At 63.0% G+C, this 14,530-nt stretch carries 10 protein-coding genes; 6 read left to right on the top strand and 4 right to left on the bottom strand.

The genetic code is table 11. The annotated features are described in order from the left end of the window. Positions 1-80 precede the first annotated feature (80 nt). The 3 genes from LOY22_RS17470 to LOY22_RS17460 are packed head-to-tail and all read right to left on the bottom strand — an operon-like array spanning position 81 to position 3,132. Complete coding sequence (locus tag LOY22_RS17470; protein ID WP_045194737.1) at positions 81-1,058, bottom strand: alpha-L-glutamate ligase-like protein; 978 nt, start codon at positions 1,056-1,058, stop codon at positions 81-83. Then, complete coding sequence (locus tag LOY22_RS17465) at positions 1,058-2,590, bottom strand: inactive transglutaminase family protein (protein ID WP_045194736.1); 1,533 nt, start codon at positions 2,588-2,590, stop codon at positions 1,058-1,060. Before LOY22_RS17465 ends, LOY22_RS17470 begins: the two co-directional genes overlap by 1 nt. Positions 2,591-2,595: 5 nt before the next feature. Continuing rightward, complete coding sequence (locus LOY22_RS17460) at positions 2,596-3,132, bottom strand: ATP-dependent zinc protease (RefSeq protein WP_026001282.1); 537 nt, start codon at positions 3,130-3,132, stop codon at positions 2,596-2,598. Between the two features lie 293 nt (positions 3,133-3,425). Here LOY22_RS17460 and LOY22_RS17455 point away from each other — a divergent pair, with 293 nt between their 5' ends. The 6 genes from LOY22_RS17455 to prpD all read left to right on the top strand — a co-directional run bounded on the left by LOY22_RS17455 (position 3,426) and on the right by prpD (position 11,806). After that, entirely contained in the window at positions 3,426-4,136 is a 711-nt protein-coding gene (locus tag LOY22_RS17455; protein ID WP_045194728.1) for a GntR family transcriptional regulator, read from the top strand. Next, complete coding sequence (gene prpB / locus LOY22_RS17450) at positions 4,133-5,023, top strand: methylisocitrate lyase (RefSeq protein ID WP_045194726.1); 891 nt, start codon at positions 4,133-4,135, stop codon at positions 5,021-5,023. Before LOY22_RS17455 ends, prpB begins: the two co-directional genes overlap by 4 nt. Positions 5,024-5,100: 77 nt before the next feature. After that, a complete protein-coding gene (gene prpC, locus LOY22_RS17445; protein WP_258594201.1) occupies positions 5,101-6,228 on the top strand; it encodes a 2-methylcitrate synthase in 1,128 nt (375 codons plus the stop codon). Between the two features lie 160 nt (positions 6,229-6,388). Next, positions 6,389-8,980, top strand: a complete 2,592-nt coding sequence (gene acnD / locus LOY22_RS17440; protein ID WP_258594199.1) for a Fe/S-dependent 2-methylisocitrate dehydratase AcnD — start codon at positions 6,389-6,391, stop codon at positions 8,978-8,980. Between the two features lie 99 nt (positions 8,981-9,079). Beyond that, positions 9,080-10,270: a 2-methylaconitate cis-trans isomerase PrpF gene (prpF, locus tag LOY22_RS17435; RefSeq protein ID WP_258594198.1), complete on the top strand. Its 1,191-nt coding sequence runs from the start codon at positions 9,080-9,082 to the stop codon at positions 10,268-10,270. A gap of 51 nt (positions 10,271-10,321) precedes the next feature. Beyond that, a complete protein-coding gene (prpD, locus tag LOY22_RS17430; RefSeq protein WP_045194719.1) occupies positions 10,322-11,806 on the top strand; it encodes a 2-methylcitrate dehydratase in 1,485 nt (494 codons plus the stop codon). A gap of 86 nt (positions 11,807-11,892) precedes the next feature. Here the strand turns inward: prpD and acnB are convergent, their stop codons facing one another. Beyond that, positions 11,893-14,502 carry a bifunctional aconitate hydratase 2/2-methylisocitrate dehydratase gene (gene acnB, locus LOY22_RS17425; protein WP_045194717.1) on the bottom strand — a complete coding sequence of 870 codons (2,610 nt, stop codon included), beginning with the start codon at positions 14,500-14,502 and terminating at the stop codon, positions 11,893-11,895. Positions 14,503-14,530 lie beyond the last annotated feature (28 nt).

The raw sequence follows: 14,530 nt of genomic DNA, 5'->3' as shown, positions 1-14,530 counted from the left end.
GAAATGCTCCTAGCGCTGACTACGACATAGAGGCTCCAGGGCGCGCCAGCCGGGCAGGCTGGCGCGCACAGGATGTGGACTCAGCTCGGCACGTGGCCGAACAGCTCCTGGGCGAAGCGTACGCGTTCTTCGGGGCTTTCCTGGCGGCCGTCTTTGGCCAGTTGCTCCAGGTGCGCTTCCACCGCGTGGGTACGCAGGGTCAGGCCGCAGTCGTTGGCGATCTGGATGTTCAGGCCGGGGCGGGCGTTGAGTTCGAGGATCAACGGGCCCTTGTCCTGGTCCAGCACCATGTCGACACCGATGTAGCCCAGGCCGCACAGCTCGTAACAGCCGGCGGCAAGCTTCATGAAGCCGTCCCAGTTCGGCAGTTGCACGCCGTCCACCGCGTTGGTGGTGTCCGGGTGCTTGCTGATGATGTTGTTCAGCCAGGTACCGCGCAGGGTCACGCCGGTGGCCAGGTCGACGCCGACGCCGATGGCGCCCTGGTGCAGGTTGGCCTTGCCGCCGGACTGGCGGGTGGGCAAACGCAGCATGGCCATCACCGGGTAGCCCATCAGCACGATGATGCGGATGTCCGGCACGCCTTCGTAGCTGATGCTCTTGAAGATCTGGTCGGGGGTAACGCGGTACTCGATCAAGGCGCGGTCGCGGTGACCGCCCAGTGAGTACAGGCCGGTGAGGATGCTGGAGATCTGGTGCTCGATTTCCTCGTGGCTGATGATCTTGCCCGAGACCGTGCGGTAACGGTCTTCGAAGCGATCGGCAACCACCAGGATGCCGTCGCCGCCGGCACCCTGGGCAGGCTTGACGACGAAGTCGCTGCGCCCGCCGATGATCTCGCCGAGCTTGTCGATCTCTTTCTCGGTGGAGATGATCCCGTACATTTCCGGCACATGGATGCCGGCCTGGATCGCACGCTCCTTGGTGATGATCTTGTCGTCGACGATCGGGTACAAATGGCGCTTGTTGTACTTGAGGACGTAGTCCGCATTGCGCCGGTTGATACCCATGATGCCCCGGGCCTCCAGGGCTTTCCAGGTTTTCCAGAGACCGAACATCAGGCGTCAGCCTTCACGAAAGCCTTGAAACGCACCAGCTCCGTCAGGCGGTAGCCGCGGTAGCGACCCATCGCCAGCATGAAGCCCACCAGAATCAGCAGTACCGCCGGGAAGGTGAAGACGAAGTACACCAGCTCCGGCACGCTCATCAGCAGATGCGCCAGGGAGGCAGCGAACAGGGTGCCGATCGCCACTTTCATGGCATGGCCGCCGCCGCGTTCTTCCCAGGTGATCGACAGGCGTTCGATGGTCATGGTCAGGATCACCATCGGGAACAGCGCGACCGACAGGCCGCGTTCCAGGCCCAGCTTGTGGCTGAACAGGCTGATGGCGGCGATCAATACCACGACGAAGGTCAGCACCACCGACAGGCGCGGCAGCATCTGCAACTTGAGGTGTTCAAGGTAGGAGCGTAGCGACAGCCCGAGCGCGGTAATCACCGTGAACAGGATGATGCCGAAGCCCAGCTGGGTTTCGCGGAAGGCCAGGGCGATCAGCACCGGGGTGAAGGTACCCAGGGTCTGGATGCCGATCAGGTTGCGCAGCACCAGGATCACCAGCACGCCGATCGGGATCATCACCATGATCATGAAGGTCTGCTGGGTCTGCAGCGGCAGGCCGTACAGCGAGTATTCGAGGAAGTCGGCGTCGGTGTTCTCGTCGGTCAGCTTGGCCAGGCGAATGGCGTTCATTTCGCTGTTGTTGAGGCTGAAGCTGACGTTGGCTTTCTTGCCGCCATCGACGGTGATCAGGTTGTCGTCACCGGTCCACCACAGCAGGCGGTCGGCCGGCAGGCCTTGCTCGCCGGTGTCCGGGTTGAAGTACAGCCAGTCGCTGCCGTTGAAGCTGCGCAGCCACAGTTCAGGGGTTTGCGGTTGGTCGGCGACCAGGCGGATGGTGTGGACCTTCTCCACCGGCACGTGGGCAATCGACAGCAGCAGGTCGATGACCTTGGCCTTGTTCAGCGACGAGGTATCGCCGGCCAGCAGCAGCTTGACGTTGTCGTCGTTGAGGTTGTTGACCCGCTTGATGGTCTCGCCAACGAAGGTTTCGACGTCGGCCGAGTGCTGGCGAATAGGCGCCATCAGGGCTTCGGCGGCGATCTTCTCGGGGCCTTCTACCGCCAGGCTGTCGCGGAAGGTCGGGCCTTTGATCTTGGCTTTTTCGGTGCTGTAGCGCTTGGTCAGCACCAGACGGTAGTAGAGGGTCTGGTTGCCGCTGGCGCGACGGGCCGACCAGGTCACCTTGCGGTTGCCGTCGACGCGGTTGACGCTGACGCCGTAGTTGTTGGAGATGAAACTCTCGTTGAGGCTCACATAGTCGCGGCTCAGCGGCGGCACGAACATCTGGACCTTGACCGGGTCCTTGGGGCTGGCGACGAACTCGACCTTGGCGTCGATGTTCCACAGGTCATCGGTTTCGTCCTCGGTCACCGGAATGCCGAGAAAGAAGATCTGATAGGCCGTGACCAGGATGCCCAGTAGCACCAGGACGGTAATCAGGACTTTCAGATGGAGGGTAAGAGAGCGCATCAGGATTACTCTGCGGTGTGAGCGTCAGTGGCGCAGGCGGGTTTGCCGGCAGCGTATTTAAGGCTTGGATCGACCAGCGCGTCGAAGTGCTTGAGGGCCTCGGAGCCGATCAGCAGCGGATACTGGAACGCGCTGCGGTCGGTCAGGTTCACTTCGATGCTGCGCAGGGCCGTACCCATGCAGATGTTCATGGCAATCACCGGGCGGGCGGTATAGGCCTTGCCTTCGTCCGGGTCGTAATCTCCGGCGCGTCGCTTGATCTTGCTGACGCGGGCCAGTGGTCGTTCTATCGGATGCGAGTGGGCAGCGTCAATTGCCAGGTAGAAGCGCACCCATGACTCACCATTGCGCTTGAAGCGCTTGATGTCGCGGGCACTGAGCGAGGCGGTCTTGGCCCCGGTGTCGAGTTTGGCCGCCACTTCCAGGTCGATATCGGCCAGGCGGGCGTATTCATTAAGGCCGTACACGGTCTTTTCCGCAGCCTGGCCCAGGGCCGGCAACAGACAGAGGCTGAACAACAGGGGGAGGGGCGTAAGTCTCATAAATCCTGGCGCGGTGCTGTGCGATGTTCGGGTCAAGGCCACTGGCAGTACTGCGCAAGCTTCCTCGTTTACCTGGCACCTGCATAAACAGATGACAGACACACTATTCGTGCCCCGTCGGGAGGCGCGGCATTCTATCACGCTGGTGTGCTGGCGCCAGCGGCTGGACTCAGACAACAGCGGACACCTTGAAGTTCGTTCTTAGACGATTGTCGACAATGTTCATTTTGTCTTTGACTCCGCATGCCGATTTAGCTAGTTTTGCCCTCATTGATTTATGAGGTGTCGACAATATGCTGGACACAGCCCAAGCCCCCGGCACAGTGGCAGACGACAGCGAAACCCTCTCGGAAAACGTCTTCCGGCGTATCCAGGCGGCCATCGTCAAAGGCGAGATCGCCCCCGGCAGCAAGATCTCCGAGCCTGAGCTGGCACGCACCTACGGCATCAGCCGCGGGCCGCTGCGCGAGGCCATCCACCGCCTGGAAGGCCAGCGCCTGCTGGTGCGCGTACCGCATGTCGGGGCGCGGGTGGTGTCGCTCAGCCATGCCGAGCTGATCGAGCTGTACGAGATCCGCGAGTCCCTCGAAGGCATGGCCTGCCGCCTGGCCGCCGAGCGTATGAGCGTAGCCGAGATCGACGAGCTGCGCCGGGTGCTCGACACCCACGAGCGCGACGCCACCTTCCAGGCCGGCCTGGGCTATTACCAGCAGGAAGGCGATTTCGACTTCCACTACCGGATCATCCAGGGCAGCGGCAACCGCACCCTGGTGCAGATGCTCTGCGGCGAGCTGTATCAACTGGTGCGCATGTACCGCATCCAGTTTTCCGCCACGCCCAACCGGCCACGCCAGGCGTTCGCCGAACACCACCGGATTCTCGATGCCATCGCCGACCGTGACGGTGAACTGGCCGAGCTCTTGATGCGCCGGCACATCGGCGCCTCCAAACGCAACATCGAGCGTCACTATCTGGACGCTACCAGCCCACGAGGTGAGTCATGAGTCAGAAAAGCAGTCCCGGCCAGCGCTTTCGCGATGCAGTTGCCGCCGAACACCCGTTGCAGGTGGTCGGTGCGATCAACGCCAACCACGCGCTGCTGGCCCAGCGTGCCGGTTTCAAGGCCATCTACCTGTCTGGTGGCGGTGTTGCCGCAGGCTCCCTGGGCCTGCCTGACCTGGGCATCAGTGGCCTGGACGACGTGCTGACCGACGTACGGCGCATCACCGACGTCTGCGACCTGCCGCTGCTGGTCGACGTCGATACCGGTTTTGGCTCCTCGGCGTTCAACGTCGCCCGTACGGTCAAGTCGATGATCAAGTTCGGCGCTGCCGCCATTCATATCGAAGACCAGGTCGGCGCCAAGCGCTGCGGCCACCGCCCGAACAAGGAGATCGTCACCCAGCAGGAGATGGTCGACCGCATCAAGGCCGCTGTTGATGCCCGTACCGACGACAGCTTCGTGATCATGGCGCGTACCGACGCCCTGGCCGTCGAAGGCCTGGAAGCGGCCCTGGACCGCGCTGCCGCCTGCATCGAAGCCGGCGCCGACATGGTCTTCCCGGAAGCCATCACCGAGCTTTCGATGTACAAGACCTTTGCTGACCGGGTCAAAGCCCCGATCCTCGCCAACATCACCGAGTTCGGCGCGACGCCTTTGTACACCACCGAAGAGCTGGCCTCGGTCGATGTCTCGCTGGTGCTGTACCCGCTGTCGGCCTTCCGTGCCATGAACAAGGCCGCGGAAAACGTCTACACCGCGCTGCGCCGCGACGGCACGCAGAAAAACGTCATCGACACCATGCAGACTCGCATGGAACTGTACGACGCCATCAACTACCACGTGTTCGAGCAGAAGCTCGACGCCCTGTTCGCCCAGAAAAAGGGCTGAATGCTCGAACCTGTAGGCGCGGGCTTGCCCCGCGATTAGCCAAGATTCCATAACAATTTCAAAAGTGGAGAAAGACAATGGCCGAAGCAAAAGTACTCAGCGGTGCCGGCCTGCGTGGTCAAGTGGCCGGGCAAACCGCACTGTCGACCGTGGGCCAGGCCGGTGCCGGCCTGACCTACCGTGGTTACGACGTGCGCGACCTGGCCGAGCACGCGCTGTTTGAAGAAGTCGCCTACCTGCTGCTGTACGGCGAGCTGCCAAGCAAGGCGCAGCTGGCCGAGTACCAGCAAAAGCTGAAAACCCTGCGCGACCTGCCGCAGGCCCTCAAGGAAGTGCTTGAGCGCATTCCGGCCAACGCCCACCCGATGGATGTCATGCGTACCGGTTGCTCGGTGCTCGGCACCCTGGAGCAGGAGCTGACCTTTGCGCAGCAGCACGACAAGACCGACCGCTTGCTGGCGCTGTTCCCGGCGGTGATGTGCTATTGGTACCGCTTCAGCCACCATGGCGTGCGCATCGACTGCACCAGCGACGAAGACACCCTCGGCGGCCACTTCCTGCACCTGCTGCACGGCAAGAAGCCGAGCGAGCTGCACGTCAAGGTGATGAATGTCTCGCTGATTCTTTACGCCGAGCACGAATTCAACGCCTCGACCTTCACCGCGCGGGTTTGTGCCTCGACCCTGTCCGACCTGTACTCCTGCGTCACCGCCGCCATCGGCTCGCTGCGCGGCCCGTTGCATGGCGGCGCCAACGAAGCGGCGATGGAGCTGATCGAGCGCTTCCAGAGCCCGCAGGAAGCGGTCACCGAGCTGCTGCAGATGCTCGCGCGCAAGGACAAGATCATGGGCTTTGGCCATGCCATCTACAAAGAGTCCGACCCGCGTAACGAAGTGATCAAGGCCTGGTCGAAGAAGCTGGCGGACGAGATGGGCGATACCGTGCTGTACCCGGTGTCCGAAGCCATCGACAAGACCATGTGGGAGCAGAAGAAACTGTTCCCCAACGCCGACTTCTACCATGCCTCGGCGTACCACTTCATGGGCATCCCGACCAAGCTGTTCACCCCGATCTTCGTCTGCTCGCGCCTGACCGGCTGGGCGGCGCATGTGTTCGAACAGCGTGCCAACAACCGCATCATCCGCCCGAGCGCCGAGTACACCGGCGTCGAACAGCGCAAGTTCGTGCCAATCGAACAACGCTGAGACCAGGCCGAGCTGCAAGCTTGAAGCGCCAAGCTGCAAGTAACAGCAGGGATGTGCCCCGGCAGTAAATGCTGACGCACCACTCATCTGCTTTGCTTGCCGCTAGTGGCTTGGGGCTTGTAGCTGGCTTTCGACCTTACCGTGATTGAGTCCCTGTGCCATGAATAGTGAATTTCGCAAGAACCTGCCGGGCACTGGCCTGGATTATTTCGACGCCCGCGCGGCTGTCGATGCGATCAAGCCCGGCGCCTATGACCGTCTTCCCTATACCTCGCGGGTGCTGGCGGAAAACCTCGTGCGCCGCTGCGACCCGGCCAGCCTCAATGCTTCGCTGGGCCAGCTGATCGAGCGCAAGCGCGACCTCGACTTCCCCTGGTTCCCGGCCCGTGTGGTGTGCCACGACATTCTTGGCCAGACCGCGCTGGTCGACCTCGCCGGCCTGCGCGACGCCATCGCCGAAGGCGGCGGTGACCCGGCCCAGGTCAACCCGGTGGTGCCGGTGCAACTGATCGTCGACCACTCCCTGGCGGTGGAATGCGGTGGTTTCGACCCGCAGGCGTTCGAGAAGAACCGCGCCATTGAAGACCGCCGCAACGAAGACCGTTTCCACTTCATCAACTGGACCAAAAAGGCGTTCAAGAACGTCGACGTGATTCAGCCAGGCAACGGCATCATGCACCAGATCAACCTGGAGAAAATGTCGCCGGTGATCCATGCCGAGCGCGGCGTGGCCTACCCGGACACCTGCGTCGGCACCGACAGCCACACCCCGCACGTCGATGCCCTGGGCGTGATCGCCATCGGCGTCGGCGGCCTTGAGGCCGAAAACGTCATGCTCGGCCGTGCCTCGTGGATGCGCCTGCCGGAGATCGTCGGCGTCGAGCTTTCGGGCAAGCCGCAAGCGGGCATCACCGCCACCGACGTGGTACTGGCCCTGACCGAATTCCTGCGCAAGGAAAAGGTCGTTGGCGCCTACCTTGAATTCTACGGCGAAGGCGCTCGCGCCCTGACCCTGGGCGACCGCGCGACCATCTCCAACATGGCCCCGGAATACGGCGCCACCGCGGCGATGTTCTCCATCGACCAGCAGACCATCGACTACCTCAAGCTCACCGGTCGTGAAGACCAGCAGGTCAAGTTGGTAGAAACCTACGCCAAGGTCGCAGGCCTGTGGTCCGACAGCCTGGCCAACGCCGAGTACGAGCGAGTGCTGCGTTTTGACCTGTCCAGCGTGGTGCGCAACATGGCCGGGCCGTCCAACCCGCACGCCCGGGTCGCCACCAGCGACCTGGCGAGCAAGGGCATCGCCGGCCAGTGGGAGGAGGTACCGGGGCAAATGCCCGATGGCGCGGTGATCATCGCTGCCATCACCAGTTGCACCAACACCAGCAACCCGCGTAACGTGATTGCCGCCGGTTTGCTTGCGCGCAACGCCAACAAGCTGGGCCTGGTGCGCAAGCCGTGGGTCAAGTCTTCGCTGGCACCGGGTTCCAAGACGGTTGCCCTGTACCTGAAAGAGGCGGGCCTGGATGACGAGCTGGAGCAGCTCGGTTTTGGCATCGTCGCCTTTGCCTGCACCACCTGTAACGGTATGTCTGGCGCGCTGGATCCGCTGATACAGCAGGAAATCATCGACCGCGACCTGTACGCCACCGCCGTGCTCTCGGGCAACCGCAACTTCGACGGGCGGATTCACCCATACGCCAAGCAGGCGTTCCTGGCGTCGCCGCCGCTGGTGGTGGCCTACGCGATTGCCGGCACCATCCGTTTCGACATCGAGAAGGACGTGCTGGGCGTGGTCGACGGCAAGGAAATCCGCCTGAAAGACATCTGGCCAAGCGACGAAGAGATCGACGCGGTGGTCAAGGCCGCGGTCAAGCCCGAGCAGTTCCGCCAGGTGTACATCCCGATGTTCGCCGTACAGGAAGACACCGGGCCCAAGGTCACCCCGCTGTACGACTGGCGCCCGATGAGCACCTATATCCGCCGCCCGCCGTACTGGGAAGGCGCCCTGGCCGGCGAGCGCACGCTCAAGGGCATGCGCCCGCTGGCGGTGCTGCCGGACAACATCACCACCGACCACCTGTCGCCGTCCAACGCCATCATGCTCGACAGCGCCGCCGGTGAATACCTGGCGAAAATGGGCCTGCCGGAGGAAGACTTCAACTCCTACGCCACCCACCGTGGTGACCACCTGACCGCTCAGCGCGCAACCTTTGCCAACCCGAAACTGTTCAACGAAATGGTCCAGGAAAACGGCAAGGTCAAGCAGGGTTCGCTGGCGCGCCTCGAGCCGGAAGGCAAGGTCACGCGCATGTGGGAGGCGATCGAAACCTACATGCAGCGCAAACAGCCGCTGATCATCGTTGCCGGTGCCGACTACGGCCAGGGCTCGTCCCGTGACTGGGCGGCCAAGGGCGTGCGCCTGGCCGGTGTCGAAGCCATCGTCGCCGAAGGCTTCGAGCGTATCCACCGTACCAACCTGGTGGGCATGGGCGTGTTGCCGCTGGAGTTCAAGGCGGGCGTCAACCGCAAGACCCTGGGCATCGACGGCACTGAAACCTTCGACGTGCTCGGTGAGCGCACCCCGCGGGCGACCCTGACCCTGGTGATCACCCGGGCCAACGGTGAGCGTGTCGAAGTGCCGGTGACCTGCCGCCTGGATACCGCCGAAGAAGTCTCGATCTACGAAGCGGGCGGGGTGCTGCAGCGCTTTGCCCAGGACTTCCTCGAATCGGCGGTCGCGGTTTGAGGTAGGGCCTCATCGCGGGTCAAGCCCGCTCCCACTGAACTGTGGGAGCGGGCTTGACCCGCGATAGCTCCCCCAAAGCACTCACAGGACAACTCAGCCATGGCTCACGTACCCCAGATCAAAATCCCCGCCACCTACATTCGTGGCGGCACCAGCAAGGGCGTATTCTTTCGCCTCGATGACCTGCCGCAAAGCGCGCAGATCCCGGGCCCGGCCCGCGACGCGCTGCTGCTGCGGATAATCGGCAGCCCCGACCCCTACGGCAAGCAGATCGACGGCATGGGCGGCGCGACGTCGAGCACCAGCAAGACCGTGATCCTCTCGCGCAGCATCAAGCCCGGGCATGATGTCGACTACCTGTTCGGCCAGGTCTCGATCGACACCGCGTTCGTCGACTGGAGCGGCAACTGCGGCAACCTCTCGGCAGCCGTTGGTTCGTTCGCCATCAGCGCCGGCCTGGTCGACAGCAGCCGCATCCCGCACAACGGCGTGGTCGTGGTGCGCATCTGGCAGGCCAATATCGGCAAGACCATCGTTGCCCACGTGCCGATCACTGACGGTGAAGTGCAGGAAACCGGCGACTTCGAACTGGACGGCGTGACCTTCCCGGCCGCCGAAGTGCAGCTCGAATTCATGGACCCGGCCGCCGACGAAGACGGCGAGGGCGGCTCGATGTTCCCCACCGGCAACCTGGTCGATGACCTGGTGGTGCCCGGTGTCGGCACCCTGAAAGCCACGCTGATCAATGCCGGCATCCCGACCATCTTCATCCAGGCCGAGGCCCTCGGCTACACCGGTACCGAGCTGCAGGATGCGATCAACAGCGACTCGCAGGCCCTGGCCCGTTTCGAAACCATCCGTGCCTATGGCGCGGTGCGCATGGGCCTGATCGAGCATATCGACGAGGCCGCCAAGCGCCAGCACACACCGAAAGTCGCCTTTGTCGCGCCAGCGGCGGCTTATCAGTCATCCAGTGGTAAAGCCGTGGCCGCCGGCGACGTTGATCTATTGGTACGGGCGCTGTCCATGGGCAAGCTGCACCACGCCATGATGGGCACCGCTGCGGTTGCCATTGGTACTGCCGCGGCAGTGCCTGGCACCCTGGTCAACCTCGCCGCCGGTGGTGGCGAGCGCACGGCCGTACGTTTCGGTCACCCCTCGGGCACCCTGCGCGTGGGTGCTGAAGCCCGCCAGGTGAACGGTGAGTGGACTGTCACCAAAGCAATCATGAGCCGTAGCGCTCGCGTACTGATGGAGGGCTGGGTACGGGTACCCGGTGATGCCTTCTAACCAGTAGCGGCGCTTGGCTCCCTGTTACCTACGTCAACAGAGAGATGTGAAATGAGTGCCAACGTTGATCTGAATAACCGTCCCGACTACGACCGGGTGCTGCAGGACATCGCCGATTACGTCCTCGGCTACAAGGTCGAGTCGCAGGAGGCGCTGGACACCGCGCGCAACTGCCTGATGGACACCCTGGGCTGCGGCCTGCTGGCCCTGCGCTTCCCGGAATGCACCAAGCACCTGGGGCCGCTGGTGGAGGGCACGGTGGTGCCGTTCGGCGCGCGGGTGCCAGGTACCCGCTACCGCCTGGACCCGGTCAAGGCCGCCTGGGACATCGGTTGCATCGTCCGTTGGCTCGATTACAACGACACCTGGCTGGCTGCCGAATGGGGCCACCCCTCGGACAACCTCGGCGGTATCCTGGCCGTCGCCGATCACCTCTCGCAAAAACGCGTGGCCAATGGCGAAGCGCCGCTGAGCATGCGCGTAGTGCTTGAGGCGATGGTCATGGCTCATGAGATCCAGGGTGTGATTGCCCTGGAAAACTCCTTCAACCGCGTTGGCCTCGATCATGTGCTGCTGGTCAAGGTCGCCTCGACCGCGGTGTGCGCCAAGCTTATGGGCGCCAATCGCGAACAGCTGCTGGCGGCGTTGTCCCACGCCTTTGTCGATGGGCAGGCGTTGCGTACTTATCGCCATGCGCCGAACGCCGGCTCGCGCAAGTCCTGGGCGGCGGGCGATGCCTCCAGCCGTGGCGTGCGCCTGGCCGATATCGCCCTGCGTGGCGAGATGGGCATCCCCGGGGTACTGACGGCGCCGCAGTGGGGCTTTTATGACGTGCTGTTCAGCCACACCAACAAGGACCTGGCGCTCAAACCCGAAGGCAAACGTGCTTTCAGCCTGAGTCAGAAGTACGCAAGCTACGTGATGGAAAACGTGCTGTTCAAGATCAGCTTCCCGGCCGAATTCCATGCCCAGACTGCCTGCGAAGCGGCAGTGACCTTGCACCCGCAGGTGCGCAACCGCCTGCATGAAATCGAGCGTATCGTCATTACCACCCATGAGTCGGCGATCCGCATCATCTCCAAGGTTGGCACCCTGGCCAATGCCGCTGACCGTGATCACTGCATCCAGTACATGACCGCCGTGCCGCTGATTTTCGGTAACCTGGTGGCCGAGCAGTACGAAGATGATTTCCATGCTGCGCACCCGATCATTGACCGTCTGCGCGAGAAGATGGAGATCGTCGAAGAGCCGCGATTCACCCGCGAGTACCTGGAGGCCGACAAGCGTTCGATCGCCAATGCCGTGCAGGTGTTCTTCAACGATGGTTCGAGTACCGAGCAGGTGGTGGTGGAGTACCCGATCGGCCATCGCCGGCGCCGGGCCGAGGGCATTCCGCTACTGGAAGAGAAGTTCAAGGCCAACCTGGCGACGCGGTTTACCGGGCAGCGTTCGGCGCAGATATTTGCCCTGTGCAAGGACCAGCAGGCGCTTGAAGCGACGGCAGTGCAGCGGTTTGTGGATTTGTTTGTGATCTGAGGGCCTCATCGCGGGGCAAGCCCGCTCCTACAGGGCCCCATAAAAAACCCCGCCAATTGGCGGGGTTTTTTTAACGCTAAGTCAGCTTAGGCTTGAACAACCGGGATCTTGGCGTTCGCAGCGGCTTCACGGAACTCGGCGATCTGGTCGAAGCTCAGGTAGCGGTAAACGTCGGCAGCCATGCTGTCGATGTTCTTCGCGTACTCCATGTACTCTTCGACGGTTGGCAGCTTGCCCAGGATCGAGGCAACAGCGGCCAGCTCGGCAGAGGCCAGGTAGACGTTGGCGCCATCACCCAGACGGTTCGGGAAGTTACGGGTCGAAGTCGACACTACGGTCGAGTTCGCCGCAACGCGTGCCTGGTTACCCATGCACAGCGAGCAGCCCGGCATTTCCATGCGCGCGCCAGCCTTGCCGTAGATGCCGTAGTAGCCTTCTTCGGTCAGCTGGTGAGCGTCCATCTTGGTGGGCGGCGACAGCCACAGACGGGTCGGGATCGAGCCTTTGACCTTGTCCAGCAGCTTGCCGGCAGCGCGGAAGTGACCGATGTTGGTCATGCACGAACCGATGAACACTTCGTCGATCTTCTCGCCCTGTACCGAGGACAGCAGACGGGCGTCGTCCGGGTCGTTCGGGGCGCAGAGCACAGGCTCTTTGACGTCGGCCAGGTCGATCTCGATGATCTCGGCGTATTCGGCGTCCTTGTCGGCAGCCAGCAGTTGCGGGTTGGCCAGCCAGGCTTCCATCGCTTGCGCGCGGCGTTCCATGGTGCGGGCATCGCCGTAGCCTTCGCTGATCATCCAGCGCAGCAGGGTGATGTTCGACTTCAGGTACTCGGCAACGGCTTTTTCTGGCAGCTTGATGGTGCAACCGGCAGCCGAACGTTCGGCCGAGGCGTCGGACAGTTCGAACGCTTGCTCGACGGTCAGCTCGTCCAGGCCTTCGATTTCCAGGATGCGGCCGGAGAAGGCGTTGATCTTGCCTTTCTTCTCGACGGTCAGCAGGCCTTTCTGGATGCCGTAGTAAGGGATGGCATGGACCAGGTCACGCAGGGTGATGCCTGGCTGCAGCTTGCCCTTGAAGCGCACCAGTACCGACTCCGGCATGTCCAGCGGCATGACGCCGGTGGCCGCGGCGAAGGCGACCAGGCCGGAACCTGCAGGGAACGAGATGCCGATCGGGAAGCGGGTGTGCGAGTCACCACCGGTACCGACGGTGTCCGGCAGCAGCATGCGGTTCAGCCAGCTGTGGATGATGCCGTCGCCTGGACGCAGGGACACGCCACCACGGGTGCGGATGAAATCCGGCAGGGTGTGGTGGGTGGTGACGTCGATCGGCTTTGGATAGGCCGCGGTGTGGCAGAACGACTGCATGACCAGGTCGGCGGAGAAGCCCAGGCACGCCAGGTCTTTCAGTTCGTCACGGGTCATCGGGCCAGTGGTGTCCTGGGAGCCGACGGTGGTCATCTTCGGTTCGCAGTAGGTGCCTGGACGCACGCCTTTGCCTTCCGGCAGGCCGCAGGCTTTACCGACCATCTTCTGTGCCAGGGTGTAGCCCTTGCCGGTGTCGACAGGTGCTTCAGGCAGCTTGAACAGGTCGGTTGGGCCCAGGCCCAGCTCGGCGCGGGCTTTCTCGGTCAGGCCACGGCCGACGATCAGCGGGATACGGCCGCCAGCGCGGACTTCGTCGAGCAGCACCGGGGTCTTCAGTTCGAAGGTGGTGATGACGTCTTCGGTGCCGTGCTTGCAGACTTTGCCAGCGTGCGGGTAGACGTCGATGACGTCGCCCATGTTCAGGTTCGACACGTCGAACTCGATCGGCAGGGCGCCGGCGTCTTCCATGGTGTTGTAGAAGATCGGGGCGATTTTCGAACCGAAGCAGAAGCCGCCAGCGCGTTTGTTCGGTACGTACGGGATGTCGTCGCCGAAGAACCACAGCACCGAGTTGGTGGCGGATTTACGCGAGGAACCGGTACCGACCACGTCACCGACGTAGGCAACCGGGAAGCCTTTGGCTTTGACTTCTTCGATCTGCTTGAGCGGGCCGATGGCGCCTTGTTGCTCAGGCACGATGCCGTCACGGGCCATTTTCAGCATGGCCAGGGCGTGCAGCGGGATGTCAGGGCGCGACCAGGCGTCCGGGGCAGGGGACAGGTCGTCGGTGTTGGTTTCGCCAGGGACCTTGAACACGGTCAGGCTGTACTTGTCAGCGATGGCTGGCTTGCTGGTGAACCACTCACCGGCGGCCCAGGATTCCAGCACGGCCTTGGCGTGGGCATTGCCCGCCTTGGCTTTTTCGGCGACGTCGTGGAAGGCATCGAACATCAGCAGGGTGTGCTTGAGCTGTTCGGCGGCCACAGGGGCCAGTTCGGCGTTGTCCAGCAGCTCGACCATGGTGGCGATGTTGTAGCCGCCCTGCATGGTGCCCAGCAGCTCAACGGCGCGCTTCTTGTCGATCAGCGGCGAGGTGGCTTCGCCTTTGGCGATGGCGGAAAGGAAACCGGCCTTGACGTAGGCGGCTTCGTCCACTCCTGGTGGAACGCGATTGGTGATCAGGTCGACGAGGACTGCTTCTTCGCCAGCAGGGGGATTCTTCAGCAGCTCGACCAGGCCTGCGGTTTGTTCGGCGTTAAGCGGCTGGGGCACGATACCCTGGGCGGCACGCTCTTCGATGTGTTTGCGGTAGGCTTCAAGCACAGTTATTACCCTCATCAGTGGTCCCAAA

This window comes from Pseudomonas sp. B21-035 (assembly GCF_024748945.1).
Lineage (GTDB): Bacteria > Pseudomonadota > Gammaproteobacteria > Pseudomonadales > Pseudomonadaceae > Aquipseudomonas.
The sequence above is the reverse complement of the archived record's forward strand: the minus strand, read 5'-3'. Positions and strand labels throughout refer to the sequence as shown.

Bases quoted from the DNA above. Each gene is read 5' to 3' on its own strand.
- LOY22_RS17465 (WP_045194736.1), bottom strand. From the start codon at position 2,590: ATGCGCTCTCTTACCCTCCATCTGAAAGTCCTGATTACCGTCCTGGTG.
- prpC (WP_258594201.1), top strand. From the start codon at position 5,101: ATGGCCGAAGCAAAAGTACTCAGCGGTGCCGGCCTGCGTGGTCAAGTG.
- LOY22_RS17460 (WP_026001282.1), bottom strand. From the start codon at position 3,132: ATGAGACTTACGCCCCTCCCCCTGTTGTTCAGCCTCTGTCTGTTGCCG.
- acnD (WP_258594199.1), top strand. From the start codon at position 6,389: ATGAATAGTGAATTTCGCAAGAACCTGCCGGGCACTGGCCTGGATTAT.
- prpF (WP_258594198.1), top strand. From the start codon at position 9,080: ATGGCTCACGTACCCCAGATCAAAATCCCCGCCACCTACATTCGTGGC.
- prpB (WP_045194726.1), top strand. From the start codon at position 4,133: ATGAGTCAGAAAAGCAGTCCCGGCCAGCGCTTTCGCGATGCAGTTGCC.
- LOY22_RS17470 (WP_045194737.1), bottom strand. From the start codon at position 1,058: ATGTTCGGTCTCTGGAAAACCTGGAAAGCCCTGGAGGCCCGGGGCATC.
- LOY22_RS17455 (WP_045194728.1), top strand. From the start codon at position 3,426: ATGCTGGACACAGCCCAAGCCCCCGGCACAGTGGCAGACGACAGCGAA.
- prpD (WP_045194719.1), top strand. From the start codon at position 10,322: ATGAGTGCCAACGTTGATCTGAATAACCGTCCCGACTACGACCGGGTG.